Source organism: Vibrio sp. 3-2(1) (assembly GCF_963887575.1).
Classification (GTDB): Bacteria; Pseudomonadota; Gammaproteobacteria; order Enterobacterales; family Vibrionaceae; genus Vibrio; species Vibrio anguillarum.
On record NZ_CAWPGB010000011.1, the window covers coordinates 129,376 to 144,825 of the forward strand.

The 15,450-nt window shown below is 45.0% G+C and carries 10 protein-coding genes; 4 read left to right on the forward strand and 6 right to left on the reverse strand.

The features are described 5' to 3' along the window. Window positions 1-15 precede the first annotated feature (15 nt). Complete coding sequence (locus AACQ79_RS03280; RefSeq protein ID WP_170898402.1) at window positions 16-2,820, forward strand: Hsp70 family protein; 2,805 nt, start codon at window positions 16-18, stop codon at window positions 2,818-2,820. Window positions 2,821-2,888: 68 nt separating this feature from the next. Here AACQ79_RS03280 and AACQ79_RS03285 read toward each other — a convergent pair whose 3' ends face one another. Then, window positions 2,889-4,091, reverse strand: a complete 1,203-nt coding sequence (locus AACQ79_RS03285; protein ID WP_017042476.1) for an iron-containing alcohol dehydrogenase — start codon at window positions 4,089-4,091, stop codon at window positions 2,889-2,891. A 253-nt stretch (window positions 4,092-4,344) separates the two neighbouring features. On the opposite strand from AACQ79_RS03285, the gene AACQ79_RS03290 reads away from it, so the two are divergent. Beyond that, window positions 4,345-4,977 (forward strand): MSHA operon transcriptional regulator, encoded by a 633-nt coding sequence (locus tag AACQ79_RS03290; protein ID WP_170898404.1) that lies wholly within the window; start codon window positions 4,345-4,347, stop codon window positions 4,975-4,977. A gap of 109 nt (window positions 4,978-5,086) precedes the next feature. Here the strand turns inward: AACQ79_RS03290 and AACQ79_RS03295 are convergent, their stop codons facing one another. Continuing rightward, on the reverse strand, window positions 5,087-5,425 hold the full coding sequence (locus AACQ79_RS03295; RefSeq protein ID WP_010319363.1) for a YggL 50S ribosome-binding family protein: 339 nt from the start codon (window positions 5,423-5,425) through the stop codon (window positions 5,087-5,089). Between the two features lie 330 nt (window positions 5,426-5,755). Between AACQ79_RS03295 and AACQ79_RS03300 the strand changes: the two genes are divergently transcribed. Beyond that, a complete protein-coding gene (locus tag AACQ79_RS03300) occupies window positions 5,756-8,137 on the forward strand; it encodes a glycoside hydrolase family 2 protein (protein WP_170898406.1) in 2,382 nt (793 codons plus the stop codon). 131 nt (window positions 8,138-8,268) lie between these two features. On the opposite strand, the gene AACQ79_RS03305 is transcribed toward AACQ79_RS03300, so the two are convergent. The 3 genes from AACQ79_RS03305 to AACQ79_RS03315 form a co-directional block, all read right to left on the reverse strand. Beyond that, window positions 8,269-8,490, reverse strand: a complete 222-nt coding sequence (locus AACQ79_RS03305; protein ID WP_170898408.1) for a hypothetical protein — start codon at window positions 8,488-8,490, stop codon at window positions 8,269-8,271. 137 nt (window positions 8,491-8,627) lie between these two features. After that, window positions 8,628-9,632, reverse strand: a complete 1,005-nt coding sequence (locus AACQ79_RS03310) for a LacI family DNA-binding transcriptional regulator (protein WP_013856795.1) — start codon at window positions 9,630-9,632, stop codon at window positions 8,628-8,630. A gap of 107 nt (window positions 9,633-9,739) precedes the next feature. Next, window positions 9,740-11,176, reverse strand: coding sequence for a 6-phospho-beta-glucosidase (locus AACQ79_RS03315; protein WP_026028850.1), 1,437 nt, complete (start codon window positions 11,174-11,176; stop codon window positions 9,740-9,742). 274 nt (window positions 11,177-11,450) lie between these two features. On the opposite strand from AACQ79_RS03315, the gene AACQ79_RS03320 reads away from it, so the two are divergent. Continuing rightward, on the forward strand, window positions 11,451-12,911 hold the full coding sequence (locus AACQ79_RS03320; protein WP_017042471.1) for a DEAD/DEAH box helicase: 1,461 nt from the start codon (window positions 11,451-11,453) through the stop codon (window positions 12,909-12,911). Between the two features lie 69 nt (window positions 12,912-12,980). Here AACQ79_RS03320 and AACQ79_RS03325 read toward each other — a convergent pair whose 3' ends face one another. Further along, window positions 12,981-15,428 (reverse strand): trimethylamine-N-oxide reductase 2, encoded by a 2,448-nt coding sequence (locus AACQ79_RS03325; RefSeq protein WP_017050542.1) that lies wholly within the window; start codon window positions 15,426-15,428, stop codon window positions 12,981-12,983. Window positions 15,429-15,450: the final 22 nt, after the last annotated feature.

Genomic DNA, 15,450 nt, shown 5'->3' on the forward strand with positions numbered 1-15,450 from the left:
AATTCAGGAGCCTCCATGTCTTCTCCTCGCTTTCTCGTCGGTATCGATTTAGGCACCACCAATACTGTGGTGGCATTTTGTGAAATCACCGAATCGCTAGAAGACTCACCCGTGCATCTTTTTGAGGTCGACCAATTGATTGGCCCCGGTGAAGTGGTTCGAAAACCACTCCTTCCGTCATTTCGTTATCACCCAGCCAACGGGCAGATCGCACCTGATGCCCTATCGCTCCCTTGGCAAATTGAACCGGTTATGGGCGATAGCAAAGAGGTAATTATTGGCCAATGGGCAAGAGATTTAGGTGCAAAAGTAGAAGGGCGACAAGTATCCAGCGCGAAAAGTTGGCTCTCCCATCAAGGGGTTGATCGCAAGCAAGCCATCTTACCGTGGGCAGGCGCTCACGATGTGGCGAAAGTTTCCCCTGTCATTGCCAGCGCCAGTTATCTCAATCACATCCGGCAAGCATGGAACTACCGCCATCCAAGTCATCGACTTGAAGATCAAAATGTCATTATCACCGTACCGGCATCATTTGATGAAACGGCTCGTAAGCTCACCATCGAAGCTGCAACACTGGCTGGCTTAAGCTCAATTGTACTACTTGAAGAGCCACAAGCCGTTTGCTATGACTGGTACGCACGTCACCGCCATTGTGCCTCACAGCAACTGCAATCACTCCCTTTGATCTTGGTTTGTGATGTGGGCGGAGGTACGACTGACCTCAGTTTAATTGAAGCGAAACACAGCGCAGACAACCAACTTTCTCTTGACCGAATTGGCGTGGGCGAGCACTTAATGCTCGGAGGTGACAACCTTGATTTAGCATTAGCTCATCTAGCTGAGCAACGCTTTGACGGTTCGAAAAAATTAACCGCCGCCAGTTTGAGCAAACTAATTCAGCAAACTCGCCAAGTCAAAGAGCAACTCTTATCAAACCAAGCCCCAGAGCAGCTAAAAATTACGCTACTTGGCAGTGGTTCAAAGCTATTAGGCGCAGCAAAAAGCATTTCCCTGACGAAACAAGAGGTGCATGACATTGCACTGGAAGGCTTTTTCCCACTTTGCTCGGTACAAGAACGTCCAAATAAACGCCGCAGTGCAGTGGTGGAATTTGGTTTGCCCTACGCAGCCGACCCTGCCGTGAGTAAACACATTGCTGAATTTTTAGCTGAACACCAAGCCGTTTCTCGCCTTGCGCTCAAGCAAGAGTCAAACGCAACGGCCATTCCAGTTGGATTACTACTTAATGGCGGCGTATTTAATAGTGAGCTTATCACAAAGCGCATCACTCAATTATTGACCGATTGGCGAGGTTCGCCGATCACCCTGCTTGATAATCCTCACCCTGATTGGGCAGTCGCACTCGGTGCTGTCGCGTATGGTAAAGCTCGCCAAGGTGCACAGCTTAAAATCGGCGGCGGATCGGCACGCTCTTATTTTTTACACCTGCCTGAAAAAAACAGTGCGGGACATGCTCTGTGTGTCTTGGCTAAAGGCACCGAAGAAGGACAAGAGATACGCTTGACCAGCCGCCGATTTTCACTGACGTTAGGTGAACCAGTACGCTTCAACATCCTGACCTCAACCCATGATATGTTTGCTGATCGCCGCGTTCAAAATGGGCTGTTATCGACCGTTGAACATGAACTTTTTACGCCACTGCCTCCCTATATAACAGCGTTAAAAGGAAATGATGATGCTCTATTGCATGCTAACCAAAAGCAACGAGTAGAAGTTCAACTGGCTTGTCAATTAACGGAAGTCGGCACGCTCAAGATTGAATGTGTCAGTGTTGAGGACGAAAAAAACCGATGGCAACTTGAGTTTGAAGTTCGCAAGCACAGTGAGTCAGACAGTGAAATCCAACGTCATCCTCGCTTGTCAGAGGCGATTTCGCTCATCACACACCTTTATAGTGGCAATAAAAAAGCCTCTGATAACCAAGCCATAAAAACGCTTGGCAAAGATTTAGATAAGCTTTTAGGGCCACGTGATGAATGGGATTTCACCACGCTAAGACCGCTCTTTGATGCATTTTCTCAAGGCCGTAAACGTCGACGTCGCTCAGAGCAACACGAGAAAAACTGGTTGCGTCTGGCTGGATTTGCCCTGCGACCAGGATTTGGCGATCCAACTGATCCTTGGCGTATGGAACAGATGTGGAATCTGTATCAACAAGGTATTCAATTCCAAAATCATCAAGGCTGGAGCGATTGGTGGGTATTTTGGCGGCGTGTGGCTGGCGGACTGAGTCAAGAACAACAAGAAACGATTCTAGCGGATATCGCTAAGTATCTTCACCCTAGCGCAATCAAAAATCCAAAATCAGCTCAAGAAGCGCACGACAAAGGGTACGAAGCCATGGTACGGCTTGCCGCTTCGCTGGAACATCTAGAAGTGGAAGATAAAGTATTACTTGCAACGTGGTTTTTGAACAAAGCGATTAATCAAACTCAATGTGAACAAGCACACTGGTGGGCCGTTGGGCGGTTAACCTCTCGGACGCTACTGTATGGTAGTCAACATTCAGTCATCCCAAGAGCGCAAGTGGAACAATGGTTACCGAAGTTGCTTGATCAAAACTGGCAAAAAGAACCGATGATTGCCTTTGCCGCGGTAATGATGTGCCGCAAGACAGGAGATCGTCTTTTTGATATTAGCGATGATGTTCGTCAGCTCGTTTTAGCCAAGATAAAGCAGAGTAAGGTTCCAGAAACTTGGTTTACTTTGGTTAATGAAGTGCATGACCTGTCTGACACAGAATCCAAACGTGTCTTCGGTGATACTCTGCCAAGTGGGTTGATACTGCTTAAAAAATGAATCGACCTAATTTGACCACTCTCGTTGCTATGATCACGAGAGCGGTCAAAGATAACGCTGAATGTAGATTACAATTTCCTAAAAATCGCTTCGCAATCCGTTTGCTGCATGTATTTTGGCGCAGGATAATTCCAAAACGCTTCACGAAAAGCTTGTTTGGCCAATTCTGGAATATGCTCTGGCATGACCCCCTGTAACTGTTTAGGGATATGCAGTGTGTGATTGAGCTCTTTCACATACCCAATGAAGGCGTCCGCTTTCATTGAATCGGTCAAATGTGGATCGGTTATTTTGAGTACGTCGGCCAGTTTAGCCAGCTTATCTTTCGCCGCCTCTTTGGAGTATTCCAATACATGTGGCAACACAACCGCATTCGCTAAGCCATGCGGGAAATGGTATTTCGCCCCAACCGCATGGGCGATGGCATGTGTATACCCTAAACTGGCTTTGGTAAAAGCAAGTCCAGCGTAATAAGAGGCCAGTGCCATGTTTTGTCTCGCCGTCAAATTTTGGCCAAAGAACGCCGCTTTTTCCAAGTTATCGTGGATCAGTTTAACCGCAGCGATGGCATAGCGATCAGTCTCTGGCGTGGCATTACGTGATATAAAGGCTTCCACTGCATGCGTGAGTGCATCCAACCCCGTTTGCGCAGTAATATGAGTAGGCAGGGCCATCATCAGCATCGGATCTAACGCTGCAATAAGTGGCACAAGTTTCGGGTCAGTAATCGGTGTTTTTTGCTGAGTTTGAGGGTCAGAAACCACCGCAATGACGGTCACTTCAGAGCCCGTACCTGCCGTGGTTGGGATCACAAACAGCGGCGCAGGTGTTTTCCATACTTTTAACAGCCCCACTAAACGTTTGATCGACTTGCGGTTAGTAGCACAAGCGGCGATCACTTTTGCACAATCGATTGAAGATCCGCCACCAATAGCGACAACGCCTTGGCACTTCTCCAATCGATACTGATGGAGGCCGGCTTCAACTTGATCATAAGTAGGATCAGGCAATACATGGTTAAACACCACACAACTGACACCAACGCGCTCAAACTCAAAGGTTAGTTTTTTTACATAACCAAGCTTTTCAATGCCTTGGTCTGTTACGACAAGCACGCGTTCAATACCCATCAAAGAAACCGAATAACAGAGTTGCTTGAGCGATTCTTTACCAATAAACAAGGTTGGCTTGGAGATGGGCAGAATCGCTGCGGCCAATTTGAGCACTTTCATGTATAGCTTATGCTGCCACTGCTGGTACTTGATCTCCATGATTGGTCTCGAGTTGTGAAGTTCTATTAGCTAGACTAGGCAATACAACGAGTTATCTCTACCTAGAAAGTCAAATTTTGCAAGATAAGGCAAATAATCGCTGATCATTATTAGATTTAACGCCAACTTAAGCTCGCATTTTAATGCAAACCTTGTAAAATCCACCTCGCTCACTTTTTATACTTATAATTGAAATCATTAGCTGAGTACTCTGCACATAATTTTATGTGTCATAAAATAATCGACACGTCGTTTGGCTTTCGTCTTTGAGGTGCATTCCCTGCACTCAAATGGCATTCAAAAATTGTATTTTATTCAACCAATTACTGTAGAAGTCATGAACGAAGATAAGTTTACCAATGTCTATCGCTTGCCTGGTTCATTGCAAATTCGCATAACCACATGGCAGCAAACCTTTAAAGGCACTTCTGATTTAGTGCTTCATCAAGTATTAACTGCTAGAAATAATCAGTATAAACAGGCTGACTTTTGGCCTAAGGGCTGGTGTGTGAATCTGTTTGATGAGAGCGATATTTCCATTACGCAGCACGGTACCTACATTCAAACCAGTATGCGAACGATGATTGATCGCAAAATCTCATATAAGCGCGTTTATCTCTCTCGGCTACCTTTAGAAAAAGCCGAGCCCGCCTTGCTTCGCTTTAAGAAAGAGTGGATCCGCAACTACAATAATGTCGCCCAAGAGTATAACAAGAGGAAAAAGAAAGAGTTTATGGCCTTTGCCAGAGAAGAGGTCGAAACACTTTATCCTGCCATTCCTAAAGAACCTTTTGATAAAGCGCTATGGAACCGTTTAGTGGTTTCGATTGTTGGTCACGCCAATAAATTCAACAATCCTTACTTTGTTAAACATGCTGATTTTTAACGTAATAAAATTTAGCGTAATAAAAAAGCCAGAGTGGTTTCACTCCGGCTTTTTTGTCAGACATCGCAAATGAAAAGCACTGGCTGAATAACGTAGAATAGAAGAGCAATTAAGCGTAATTGGCATCCACTAATTCACCAGCAACAACTTTGCTCACTTCAGCACGATTTTCTAACCATTTTACAACCAACGCTTTATCTTCTTCTGTTGCTGAACGGTAGCGATCGGCTGCGCACACAAAGCCGTCAAAAATCTCTAATCCACCACCACCGAAACAAAGGCCGATGCTATCAACGTAATCAATAAACTCATCAACGAAGAGATCGTATTGTTCAAAGTCTTTGATAGACGTTGTACAGCTAACTTCAAAACCGAGGATCGCAAATTCACCTAAAAACAGTTTCTTACGGATACGGCGGTTTTTATTTTCTAGCTTGTCGATTTTCATCATATTTTCTCTCTCTGTTTGAATGCGGCATTTATACACCTTTCAGCACCATTTCCAAAATGATTCTTTATATAAACCGCCACAAGCGGACACTTTCACAACAAATTGTTTCAAGATGTACCAAGACAAAACAAGTTAAAACAAGCCGCTCGTCAAGCTTAGTGACGTCAAATTAAAGTCAAGAAAATCATAATTATTGACTGCTTCGCAACTTAATCTAAAAACTTCGCACAACTTTTAAGCCTGCCACCCATGCACATTTTTATTTCATAGTGCATGGTTAAATCAGCTCATTTAGCCCTTGTAAATCGTATTTTTTGAGGTGGATTTATGTTTGATTTAAACGGTGAATGGCGATTGAGCTCACCCGAGTATCCCGATATCCAAATCGCGATGACACTGCCCGGTGACCAGTATCATGCATTACTGCAAGCGGGTTTGATCCCTCATCCCTATTATGCATCCAATGAATCTCAGGTTCAGTGGGCTGGTTTATGTCATTGGGTATTAACAAAAGCGATCACTTTAAATGCGGCAGATCTTCAGTGCCCAAACCACTTACTGGAGCTGAATAAGGTCGATACGTTTGCTGATCTATGGATCAACGGACAGAAGGTTTTACAGTGCCATAACGCTTTTCAAACCTATACCGTTAATATTCGCCCTTATCTGCAAATTGGTGTAAATCATTTTGAATGGCGATTTGAACCTGCCGCTTCGGTAGCCAAGCAAAGAGCCGATGAGCTGCCCTTTCCCATTCCGTGGGCGCAAGGGAATAATCAACTTCCTCACATGAACACAGTGCGAAAACCTCAATGCCACAGTGGTTGGGATTGGGGTATATGCCTTGCTGTTTGTGGTATTTTTGCACCAATGCAATTAAAAACGGTACAAGAATATTCACTGCTGGGTGTGGATATTGAACAAGTTTGGCATGATTTAACACACGTTACGCTGCACGTGAGAATACGGCATAGCGAATCGCTCTCCACACCCATCACACTTACTTTTGGCGATCAAACTATTACGATCGATAGTGAGGCATTTTGCAACCAAAGCAGTGTAGATATTGATGTTCACCATCCGCATCTCTGGTGGCCAAACGGTTACGGTGACCCTTATTTATACACACTGTCTATTACCATGGCACAGCAGCAGATCAACCGCCAAGTTGGCTTAAGACGTCTCACGTTGCGCACTGATAAAGATTCCATCGGCAGTGAAATGACCTTTATCGTGAATGAGGTCTCGATATCAGTGAAGGGCGCGAATTGGATACCAATGGACGCCATGCCAAGCAAAGTCAATTTTTCCCGTTATCAACAGCTGTTACGAGCCGCACAAGAAGCTCACATGAATATGATTCGTGTGTGGGGAGGAGGTGATTATGAACACGATCATTTCTATCAACTTTGCGACCAACTCGGATTATTAGTCTGGCAAGATCTGATGTTTTCCTGCGCACAATACCCTTCAACACCGAGTTTCTTAGAAGAGATAAAGCAAGAAGTCACACAACAAATACAACGTTTGAAGCACCATGCTTGCCTTGCCATTTGGTGTGGTGATAATGAGGTGATTGGTTCATTAACTTGGTATCCAGAATCTCGAGAAAACCGTGAAAAATACCTAGTCAATTACGACCGACTCAATCGTTTTTTAGAAATCCTCGTCAATGAACAAGATCCAAGTCGCCGTTTTTGGGCAAGCTCACCTTGCAATGGTGAATTAGATTTTGGTGACGCTTGGCATGATGATAATAAAGGTGACATGCATTTTTGGGATGTGTGGCATTCAGGTAAATCTTTTGACGCTTACCATTCAATATCCCCACGATTTTGTTCAGAATTCGGTTATCAGTCTTGGCCTTCATTTAGTGAAGTGAAGCAGATTATCCCAGAAAGCGACTGGAATATCAGTGCGCCTCATTTTGAACATCACCAAAAGAATGCTCGTGGTAATAGCATCATCACCGAAATGTTTACTCGCTATTTCCGTTTCCCGAATGGCTTCCAGCAGATGCTTTATTTGAGCCAAGTTCAGCAAGCCATGGCGATTAAAACGGCTGTCGAAGCGTGGCGGGCAACCTCACCGATTTGCCGTGGCATATTATATTGGCAACTCAATGACAACTGGCCCGTCGCGTCTTGGTCAAGCATTGAGTATTCTGGACGCTGGAAGCAATTACATTATCACGCCAAACGATTTTATAACCCGCTTTTGGCCTGTTTTTCTGAAGATGAGAAACACCTATCACTGAGAGCCATTAATGATGCACCCAGTGAGCAATACCTTGTGGGTGATATATATTGGTTTGGATGGGAAGGAGAATTGCGAAAACATTGGTCAATCAATGAACGACTGCCCCAAGAGAGTAACCAAATCGTGTGGCAACACACAATAAAGGATTTCACACCAGAAAAAGGCGCGATCTACTTTGTCAGTACAGATGGCCAACGGGATAATTTTTGGCTGCCGGATGTACCCAAACGCTTGCCCTTAAAATCGGCTCGCATATTGAGTGAATATCGTGCGGGCAGTCTCTGTTTGACCACTGACCGACCAGCACTTTACGTTCACCTAGAACATGACAACGTACTACAATTTTCTGACTCCAGCTTCTTTTTGCTCCCCAACCAAATGCGGACAATCGCCTTTAGATCAGACGATAAATCTCACTTAAACTGTACTATTTATCAACTGGCTGAATGAACTGAGCCGAATAAAGACAAGCGCTCAGCCTTAAGGAAGGAAACGAAAAAGAGCTGCGTATCAAGCAGCTCTTTGCAAGCTAAACCATTTTGGCTAATGCATGTTCAACATTGGCTCATGTTAAACACTGACTAATGTTGAACACCAGATGGATTTTCACCAAATTCAGTCTGTTGATAAATATCTGCAAGGGTTTTTGCACGTATTGCTGCCTTGCGTCGTTTCGTTGGTTCAAAGTATTGCTCGACCTGCTTCAATGTCTCTTCATGGTCTTGCGCGGATTGGACAAAGTCTGGGTTGGCTAACGCTTCTTGGCGAAGGCGGTTAACTCGTTCTAGCGTTTCCCACAACATATTTCACCTCCAACTTCACTGTGCATACATACAGCTTAGTAAAGAGTGACATAATGTCAAGCAATTAACTGTGGATTTATACAGTTAATTAAAATAAATGCTCATTATTTCAATGAGTCATTAATCTGCGAGGCCTCTTAAGGTGCGCACGTTGATTCTCGAAGCACCAGCTTACCTAGATAGCGATGTATCTTGGCATCATCCGAGCCCTTCCCTTCAGCCAATTGTAGGGCCAAGGCAACTGCGTCCTTCGTCAGTTGCTCAATGGGAAGCGATATTGTTGAGAGATTGGGCACCGAATACGCAGCCGCAGGCTCATCATCAATCCCCATCACAGAGACCTGATTAGGTACCAAAATGGCATGTTCGTAAAGTGCGCGCATTGCTCCTAGTGCCATATCATCGTTACAGGCAAAAATAGCGCTGAACTCACTCTGTTGTTCTAATAACCGTTGAACCGCGACATAACCCGCCAGCATAGAATTATCACCTTCAACAACGAGCGTGTGATTGAGCTTAATACCAGTCTGCTGCAAGCCTGACTGGTAAGCAGCAAATCGCTGTTGTCCTGTATCACTGTCCAAAGGGCTAGTGATGCAAGCAATGCGGCGATGGCCAAGTTCAAGCAAGTGATTAATCGCTAAAGAAGCGGCTTGATGCTGCTCAAAACCAAAACTATGCAAACCGACCTCTTCCAAGGTTCGATTGAGTACAATCAGTGGCACTGAAACATCAGATTGCAATGATGCCAGCTCATGATTCGACAAATGGCGGCTGTAAAGCATGATGGCGTCACAACGCTGAGTGAGCAATGAGCGCACTGCTGCTAATTCGCCTGTCGCATTATCGTGACTGTCCATGACAAGTAAGGTCTTACGTGCTTGCTCGGCACCTTGTGCTGCTTGATGCAATAAGCTGCCAAAATAACTCCCTTGAAACTGAGGAAGTATCAGCCCAATCGCATTTGCACTGTTTGTGGCTAATGCTTGCGCCAACACATTAGGTTGATAACCCAAGGTGGACATGGCTTGTAAAACGGCTTCTCGCGTACTTGCTTTTACTTGGCCAGTTTGGTTGAGTACGCGCGATACGGTGGCTTTAGACACGCCCGCTGCTTTACAAACGTCATTGATTGTCGCCATGGTGACTCCTAATAAAAACCCCCGACTCTTGGAAGCCGAGGGAGTTTACCTAATTTCCTAAGCTGGATGAACGCTCTCAATCAACAATTATTATTGTCATTCCACGTTTATAATTGTTCGCCATTGGTTTTGATCACGGACTGATACCAGTAAAAGCTTTTCTTTTTACTGCGAGCCATTGAACCAGAACCATCATCGTGTTTGTCTACATAAATGAAACCGTAACGTTTTTTATATTCACCAGTGGTGAACGACACACAATCGATGCAGCCCCAAGGGGTGTAGCCCATGACATCAACGCCGTCTATAGCAATGGCCTTCTTCACTTCTCGTATATGTGCTTGTAAATACTCAATCCGATAATCGTCTTGCACTTGGCCTTGCTCATCGACTTCATCGATCGCCCCAAAACCATTTTCGACAATAAAAATCGGTTTCTGGTAGCGTTCATACAACTCAGAAAGCGCGTAGCGAAGCCCTACCGGGTCAATTTGCCATCCCCAATCAGACGCTGTGAGATAAGGGTTTAAGCGACTTTGTTTAAATAAACTGGTTGTTTCACCTTCAGCGTTGCGATCATCAGAGACAATATTTGTCATGTAATAGCTGATCGCAAGGTAGTCGGCACAACCCTTACGCAGTATCGCTTCATCGCCATCGAGCATATCAACGGTTATCGATTTTCGCTCCCATTCACGCCAAATATAGCTTGGGTAATAGCCACGAACTTGCACATCGCTGAACAAGTACTTCTCTCTCATCATTTCTTGAGAGCGGATCATATCTTCTGGACGACACGACGCGGGATAAAGCGGCATCATATGAATCATGCTACCCATTTGAAATTGAGGGTTGATCTTATGACCAAGATCGACCACTAAAGCACTGGCAATAAATTGGTGATGCATGACTTGGTACATCACCTGCTCTGGGTTGTCATGTTCAGTGAAGATCACCCCTGAGTTACAGTAGCCAAACAGTGGGAATTCCCAATTTCGCTGGTTATTGATCTCATTGAAGGTAATCCAGTATTTCACTTTCTGTTTATAACGCTCCATCACCACTTGGCTAAAGTTAACGAAGAAATCCACAAGCTTGCGATTTGCCCATCCCCCGTATTGTTGTACAAGGTGGAATGGCATCTCAAAATGCGAAAGCGTAATAACTGGCTCAATGCCGTATTTCAGCAATTCATCAAAAAGATCATCATAAAATTGTAGCCCTGCTTCATTGGGCGAGACTTCGTCACCTTGTGGAAAAATACGAGTCCAAGCAATTGAGGTTCTAAAACATTTAAAACCCATCTCAGCAAAAAGTGCAATGTCACCTTTGTAATGACTATAAAAATCAACGGCTTCATGATTAGGATAGAAATAATTTGCATCCACACCGGAGGTCATCACCCTAGGTACTTCATGCGCTCCTTTTGAGAGCACATCGACAATGCTGACTCCTTTTCCACCTTGGTTCCATCCACCTTCAACTTGATGTGCTGCTACAGCCCCACCCCATAAAAAATCTTTTGGAAAACCATTCGTTGCCATCGTCATCTACCTCGTCTTTATTTGCTGACTCAATGTACCCTTATGTCGATCTAATATGCTATTTCACGCCATGTGGACACGTTGTATAGAAATACATCATCGCTTTGCTACTTTGCGTGACATCATAAACGATTATCGTAAAAATGTAACCGGTTTCGGAAACCGGTTACATTGAAATTAATAATTCTAATGTTCTCGGAAGAAAATACGCACTATTTGTTACTGACAAGTGGCAAACAGAGACATTCCGTAGCACTTTTGCTGTGACTACTGTATGCTTGCGCCTTTCCGCAACGTGATGCGGATCACTTCCTTATTTACATATCGAGACATTTTAATGAGTTTTGCCTCTCTGGGTTTATCCCATGCCATCCTGAAAGCCGTTGCTTCTCAAGGTTACGAAACACCATCGCCAATTCAGGCGCAAGCTATTCCAGCCGTTCTTGAAGGCAAAGATGTGATGGCAGCGGCCCAGACAGGTACCGGGAAAACAGCAGGATTTACCCTGCCCATTTTGGATCTATTAGTTAAAGGCCCAAAAGTAGGCCCCAACCAAGTGCGTGCATTAATTCTGACGCCGACACGTGAATTAGCGGCGCAAGTTGCCGACAACGTGGCAACTTACGGACAAAACCTTCCACTACGCTCTGAAGTTATTTTCGGCGGTGTGAAAGTTAACCCACAGATGATGAAAATGCGTCGTGGAGTAGATATTTTGGTCGCGACACCGGGTCGACTGCTGGATTTATACAACCAAAATGCGATTAAATTTAACCAATTAGAAATTTTGGTCTTAGACGAAGCGGATCGCATGTTAGACATGGGCTTCATTCGTGACATTAAAAAGATCCTTGCACTGCTGCCAGCAAAACGTCAAAACCTACTCTTTTCGGCCACTTTCTCTGATGAAATTCGCCAACTTGCGAAAGGGTTAGTTAACAACCCAGTCGAGATTTCGGTTACGCCACGCAATAGTACCGCCAAAACCGTCAAACAGTGGGTGCATCCTGTAGATAAAGCGAAAAAACCAGCGCTATTGATTCAACTAATCAAAGAAAATAATTGGCAACAAGCGTTGGTATTTACACGAACTAAACACGGCGCTAATCGCTTAACCGCACAACTTGAAGGCAGTGGCATCAGCGCCGCCGCTATTCATGGCAACAAAAGTCAAGGCGCACGTACTAAGGCATTGGCCAATTTTAAAAGTGGTGAGATCCGCATTTTAGTAGCAACGGATATTGCCGCTCGCGGCATTGATATTGACCAATTACCACAAGTGGTAAACTTTGAATTGCCTAACGTCCCTGAAGATTATGTTCACCGAATTGGCCGTACAGGCCGCGCAGGCGCTGAAGGCAATGCGATCTCTTTGGTCTGCGCCGATGAAGCAAAAGACATGTTTGCCATTGAGCGCCTTACCCAAAATTTACTAGAACGAATTGAGGTTGAAGGCTTTGCGCCAGTGAACAAATTACCGGCATCTCCTTCGCTACAACCGATTAAAGCGAAAAAGCCGAAAAAGAACAAACCAGAACATAATGACGGACAGCGCTCTGGTGATGTAGCAAAAGGTCACAGCATAAGCGCGAATACCAAAACTAATGACAGAAAGCCGAAAGCGGCCAATTCCACTCGTTCAAACAGCAACAAACCAAGTGCAAACCAACCCACGAGAAGCGGATCGGCTGGACAAAATAGACCTCGTAGAACAAACAAAATCGCGGCGAGCTGATATTACTCACTGACTACGACTCTCTGATTAAAAAGTAAAGGCCACTCTCATCTAGTGGCCTTTTTGCTTTTACGCGCCTTTGGGCGGTGTGAATGCGGTTAGAGGAAGTGGCTCTCCTGTATATTTCTCTATTTTCACAATTGAAGAGTTACCAGCACAGCCATTGGCTAACCTTGAAGTAGGTATGTCAGCGGTCAGTACGTTGCATCCTCCGTTTTTACATAAACCATGAGGTTTATCAAAATCAGGCCATGCCCCTTCATGAATACAGACCGAACCTTGCTTAATTCCATCCGTGATCAGCGCGCCAACTAAGACTTGGCCACGTTGATTATAAGCACGGACAAGATCGCCATCTTTGATCCCTCGAACTTTTGCATCTTCTGGATGAATCCAGATCGGTTCACGGTTTGCTATCGCATATTGCTCGCGTAGTGCCGCATAGTTTAACTGGCTATGGAGACGATGAGCCGCATGCGATGTCATCAATTGCAGTTCATCGGCTTGAGCATTCCCTACCCACTCCGTTGGCGGCATCCACATAGGATGTGGCGGGCAATCGCTATATTTGAAGCCTTCGATGGTTTTGGAGAAGATCTCAATCTTGCCACTTGGTGTACCAAGAGGGTTCAGGATAGGATCCTCTCTGAAAGAGGAATAACGCACAAACTTCGCGTTCGCTTCGTTCCATTTCATCTCAATGAGCTGATTTTGTTTCCAAAAATAGCTGAAGTTAGGCATTGCAATCCGATTCTGGCGACCGATAGCTTGAGCTCCTTTATAGAAACCAGCCAACCATTCCATTTCGGATTTATTTTCCGTATACACTGCACGTCCGCCCGGTTTTAACAGCTCCGCCATATCAGCAAATACATCAAAATCATTTCGCGCTTCAAATTGAGGCTCAATTGCTTGTTTCATCGGCACTAAATGTTGATTGCTATAATCCCCTGTCATGGTGAGATCATTACGCTCAAATGACGTCGTGATGGGCAGTACAATATCAGCGTGTTTTGCGGCCGCAGTCCAATAAGGCTCAGATATAACGATGAGTTCCGGCTTTTGCCACGCTTTAATCAAACGGTTGGTATCTTGGTGATGAGTAAAGTTTGCACCGCCTGCCCACCAGATCATTTTGATGTTAGGAAATGTTTTCTCATGCCCGTTGTGTTGATATTGACCGGATGGGTTTTCCAACGCTTCAACAATACGAGCCACAGGAAAACTATTTACTGCTCCAGAAACGGCCCAATCATTACCCGCAGATGAACCACCATCAATAGCCGCTGATATAGCAGGTAAAACACCCGCAGTTCGCGTTGGGTTACCGCCATTGGAATAGTGATATGAAAAACCAAACCCACCACCGGGTAAACCGATCTGCCCTAGCATTGCAGCCAGAGTGACAAGCATCCAGTGTTTTTGTTCACCATATTGCTGACGTTGGATTCCCCAACCAGCCATGATCATGGTTCTATTTTTGCTAAAAATATCAGCCAATAGCTCTAGTTGTTTGGCAGGAACGCCACAAATTGCCTCAGCCCATTGTGCTGTCTTTGGCGTGCCATCAGAATGACCTAGCAGATAAGCTTCAAACTTGTCGTAACCAGCGGTGTATTTATTCAAAAATTCGAGGTTATGTTGGCCCTTTTCAACTAATGAGTGGGCGATCCCCAACATCATCGCAACGTCAGTACCAGGATGCGGTGCAATCCACTGAGCGTTTTCACCAAAAAATTCGATGGTTTCCGAACGCATAGGATCGATAGCGATAATGGTTTTTTTAGAATGTTTGAGTTGATTAAAAAACTCAAGCCCCGCGCCGTCGGTACTGCTCCATGCTATTTTCAGTGTATTAATAGGGTTAAGCCCCCAAAGCACCACAACATCACTACTTTCAAGTACAACAGGGTAAGTTGTTTGTTGTTCATACACTTCTATTGAGCCTACAACGTAAGGCATGATGACTTGCGCAGCACCCGTAGAATAATCACCTAAATGACCCGAATAGCCTCCCGCCATACTCATATAGCGTTGCAGTAGGGTTTGGGCTTTATGTAAAATCCCACTGGATCGCCAGCCGTAAGAGCCCGCAAAAATTGACTCGGCTCCATAAGCAGTGCGAATACGGGCATGCTGTTGGTGGATTAATTGCAGCGCTTTTTCCCAACTAACGCGGACGAACTCATCGTCTCCTCGTTTACCATCTGGCATATGGGGATTGGCTAGAAAACCTTTACGCACCATCGGGTATTTGACCCGCGCTTGAGTATGCACTTGATCTGGCGCTGAGGTTTGTAGACTATTGGGTACGGTTTGCGGCAATGCATTCTTGGAGGAAATAATTTTCCCATCCTTAACTTCAACCAGCATAGCGCCCCAACGCCCAGCAGTCAGTACACCAGCTCCTCGCGGTGCGGAAGCGAGAACTGGCATAGGTTTAACCGAAAAAATAGCGACCGCACCTGCAGTTGCACCAGCGCTTTTTAGAAAACTTCGACGTGTGAGAGTAGTCATCACTGAATCCTTATTTCATTTT